At 67.7% G+C, this 869-nt stretch carries 1 protein-coding gene; it reads left to right on the top strand.

The genetic code is table 11. The annotated features are described in order from the left end of the window. A partial coding sequence (locus DPV79_RS41515) for an efflux RND transporter periplasmic adaptor subunit (protein ID WP_113048183.1) occupies nt 1-869 on the top strand: 869 nt, incomplete at both ends.

The following is an 869-nucleotide window of genomic DNA, read 5'->3' on the forward strand; positions in this document are numbered from 1 at the left end:
GCCGTTTTCCTGGCCGCGTGCGGGAAAAAAGAATCGGCACCGCCGCCGCAAACGCCGGAAGTCGGCGTCGTCACCGTCCAGCCGCAAGCCGTACCGGTCTTCACCGACCTGCCGGGCCGCACCAGCGCGTTCCTCGTCGCGCAGGTCCGCGCGCGGGTCGACGGCATCGTGCTGCGTCGTGAATTCACCGAAGGCACCGACGTCAAGGCCGGTCAGCGCCTCTACAAGATCGACCCGGCGCCTTACATCGCCGCGCTGAACAGTGCAAAGGCAACGCTCGCGAAGGCGCAGGCGAACCTCGTCACGCAGAACGCGCTGGTCGCACGCTACAAGGTGCTGGTGGCCGCGAACGCGGTCAGCAAGCAGGACTACGACAACGCGGTGGCCACGCAAGGCCAGGCCGCGGCGGACGTCGCGGCCGGCAAGGCGGCGGTCGATACCGCACAGATCAACCTCGGCTATACGGATGTCGTGTCGCCGATCACCGGCCGCGTCGGCATCTCGCAGGTGACGCCGGGCGCGTACGTGCAGGCGAGCCAGGCGACGCTGATGTCGACGGTGCAGCAGCTTGACCCGGTGTATGTGGACCTCACGCAGTCGAGCCTCGAAGGGCTGAAGCTGCGCCAGGACGTGCAGAGCGGGCGCCTGAAGACGAGCGGCCCGGGCGCGGCGAAGGTGTCGCTGATCCTGGAAGACGGCAAGACCTATTCGGAGCCGGGCAAGCTGCAGTTCTCGGACGTGACGGTCGACCAGACCACCGGCTCGGTGACGATCCGCGCGGTCTTCCCGAACCCGGGCAAGGTGCTGCTGCCGGGCATGTTCGTGCGTGCACGGATCGAGGAAGGCGTGAACGAGAACGCGTTCCTGGT

It is taken from the genome of Burkholderia reimsis, from assembly GCF_003294055.1.
Lineage (GTDB): Bacteria > Pseudomonadota > Gammaproteobacteria > Burkholderiales > Burkholderiaceae > Burkholderia > Burkholderia cepacia.